Raw genomic sequence first — 2,753 nt, 5'->3', positions numbered from 1 at the left:
GGGTTATTCAAACAATAGTTATACGGCGAAAAGCCCGGAAATTTTCCCGCCAACGGATAAACACTAATTGCTCGCTGCGGCGCGTATCAAAAACTATTTTTATTAGTAGCTTTTAAAACCACCTACTTTCAAGAACCTTTAATCGATGCGCTCGTAGTAGATTTCTTGGTCTGTACTTACTATTAATTTAACGTTCGATGTAAGAAAGTTGCGCTCAACCCTCATTTCAATTCCTGCAAGTCCAAATTCGTATTTGTAGATAAATTGAATAGCTTCCTCCAGTACTTCTTTTTTTATTTTATATGAACCTTTTCCATAATACGAACTCTCAAATTTAAAATTAGGGTAAATCTTCAACGTATCTGAGTTTTTAGGAACTTCGCCTTCAATATTTCCTGCGTAATTACGAAGTACGTATAAGCCGACATAATCAAAAGTTTGTACTCTAATAAAAAGAAAAAGTACAAATCCTAAAAGAGATAATGCGATTATTGTTTTTTTCTTCATTCTGTGAAAAAAAAGTAACGTTGATAAGTGGTGGTTTGTTTTGAATAGCGTTGATGTTGGCTACAGTGATTACATGGACTAGGCCAATTACGGATTCCACGTAAATGGTAGTAGAACGATTTTCTTGATTTGGAATCTAAAGCAAGACTTAAAATGCGATCACCGAGTTTGTAAAAGCTTACACTATAGCTGCCCATCATTTGTGCTTGATTATCGCCTTCTGGAGTTGTAATGACATCCCATAATGTAAAATTAACATCGTATTTTTTCTTTGACAATCCACTTTCGTTAAATGCTGCAAGTTTTTCCTGAAAAGCTAGATTTTGTTCGATCCAACCGTTTGCAGGATGGTAGCCTTCAAAAATGCTTTTTTCGGGTCCTGTTCCATCTCGCCATTCATCATATATGGTAGCCCAATTTACATTAAGGTATCTGTGTTTATAGTCATACAATAGACTTCTTCCATTTGTAATTTCATGCCAATTTCCTTTTCTATCTGTAACGTATGTTGTAGGCTTCCCCTAATTCGAACCGTTTATACATCAAATTTATGTTTTCCGTTTAAAATTAATACAATTCTTATAATTGGAAACAGTTCGTGTTTATGGGAAGCTTACAAAAGATGATGTACAAATTGATTAAGATGCCAGTAAGCCGTATTTCAGAAGTTTCTAAATTTGAAGAAGCTGACCGCAATCATATTTTTTCGGTTATTGATGCCTTTATTGCTAAAAGAAAAATACAAAGTATTATGTAATAGAAAACCCAGCTACTCGCTGGGTTTTGTGTAAAATTAGCTTTATGTGAACTATATTAATTATTATAATTTAATTAATTTCAAAAGGAACTACCTCCTTAAATTCTTTAAAAATATCTATTCTCTCTTTCCCTGAAACACCTATAAGTCTACCTTCTAAATCAATGTTGTACGAAACCTCTGTTTTAATTTTCATGTCTTTATCTGAAGAAACTTTTTTCAAATCAGTTTTATATTCAAATACTTTTTCCGTAACATTAATTAAATCCGAAGAAAACAAATAGGTTATTGTTGCCTGACCTGTTTCCCCATAAATATTAATTGTACTTTCTTTTATTTTCTTGTTAACATATCTAACTGTAGCTTCTACACCTTCTGCACTAACATTGTCAATGTCATAAACTATAGTTGTATCTTTTACAATATCATTACTTTCTGACTGTTGTATTGAATTGTTTATTGAGTTTTTTACTCTTTTTTGCTCTTTATTCTGACAAGAAAGTAACAAAAAACATATTAATATATAATTAAACATTTTCATTTTATTATTTTATAATTGGTAGTCCATTAGCATCTTTTGGTAATGCTCTTAACTCTTTAAGTGTCTTACCAAATAAATTTTGAAAGTGAGGTCTGTCTAAAAATTTCCATCTACCTCCCCATTCAAGCCCTCTACTTTCACCTATTCTACCTATTATATCCCATTTTTTTGTTTCCCAATTTAATTTACCATTCTCAAATGGTACTACATCTACAGCTAATCCAAAATTATGATTGCTATACCCTCCTCTTGCCTTTGTAACAATATTTCCTGGAGCTGTTCTCCCTTTTGCATATAATTTATCTTGTTCTTCAACACTTCTAAAACCATCTGTTACTCGTAAATCTATGCCATATCTATACTTAGCTTTTAAAATGAACGACTTCATTTGGTTTTGAATTGAAGGATGAAGGGTAGCAATTTTTTTATCTGTAGACTCACTTCCAGTACTAATATCTTCATATGCTTGCCAAGATTTATTTGCTGTATAACCTTCTGAGCTTAAAGTAGTCATACCTTTTGTTCCAAAAACATAAGCAGTTTCAACTGTATTTTCTCGTGCAACTTTATTGCCATCTTTGTCTGTATCATAGTCAACCCAACGATAACCATGTATATTATCATAATCATCTATTTTAACAACTTCTCCCTTTTTGTTTATTGGTTCCCAAGATTGACCATCAGGATCAATTAAATTAATTGGATTATTCGCACAATAAACATAAGGAGAACTATCAGGATACATTTCCGCCAACGGGTCCACTCCATACCAAAAACTAAAACGCGGGTCGTAGAAGCGGGCGCCGTAGTAGTACAGGCCGGTTTCTACGTCGAGTTCCTTGCCGTTGAATTTAAATTGATTATCCAAAGGTCCAAAGGTGTTTTGTTCTACAAAGGTCTCCCCAAAGGGTAAATTTAAGAAAAACTGATAGGGTTTCCCATTTTTAT

At 32.9% G+C, this 2,753-nt stretch carries 5 protein-coding genes; 1 reads left to right on the top strand and 4 read right to left on the bottom strand.

What is annotated here, in order from left to right; translation table 11 throughout:
- Window positions 1-138 precede the first annotated feature (138 nt).
- Window positions 139-507 carry a hypothetical protein gene (locus CHX27_RS00415; RefSeq protein WP_094484816.1) on the bottom strand — a complete coding sequence of 123 codons (369 nt, stop codon included), beginning with the start codon at window positions 505-507 and terminating at the stop codon, window positions 139-141.
- Window positions 504-959 carry a hypothetical protein gene (locus CHX27_RS00410; RefSeq protein ID WP_094484815.1) on the bottom strand — a complete coding sequence of 152 codons (456 nt, stop codon included), beginning with the start codon at window positions 957-959 and terminating at the stop codon, window positions 504-506. The genes CHX27_RS00415 and CHX27_RS00410 overlap by 4 nt, the downstream gene beginning before the upstream one ends.
- Window positions 960-1,111: 152 nt before the next feature.
- On the opposite strand from CHX27_RS00410, the gene CHX27_RS00405 reads away from it, so the two are divergent.
- Window positions 1,112-1,264, top strand: coding sequence for a hypothetical protein (locus tag CHX27_RS00405; RefSeq protein ID WP_243388924.1), 153 nt, complete (start codon window positions 1,112-1,114; stop codon window positions 1,262-1,264).
- A gap of 70 nt (window positions 1,265-1,334) precedes the next feature.
- On the opposite strand, the gene CHX27_RS00400 is transcribed toward CHX27_RS00405, so the two are convergent.
- Together CHX27_RS00400 and CHX27_RS15640 are read right to left on the bottom strand one after the other, a co-directional pair.
- On the bottom strand, window positions 1,335-1,805 hold the full coding sequence (locus CHX27_RS00400; protein WP_094484814.1) for a hypothetical protein: 471 nt from the start codon (window positions 1,803-1,805) through the stop codon (window positions 1,335-1,337).
- Window positions 1,806-1,809: 4 nt separating this feature from the next.
- A partial coding sequence (locus CHX27_RS15640; RefSeq protein WP_207758907.1) for an RHS repeat-associated core domain-containing protein occupies window positions 1,810-2,753 on the bottom strand: 944 nt, incomplete at its 5' end.

The sequence above is a fragment of the Flavobacterium aurantiibacter genome (assembly GCF_002251775.1).
In the GTDB taxonomy this organism is placed as follows: Bacteria; Bacteroidota; Bacteroidia; order Flavobacteriales; family Flavobacteriaceae; genus Flavobacterium; species Flavobacterium aurantiibacter.
This window is presented reverse-complemented; position numbering and strand designations above follow the sequence as displayed.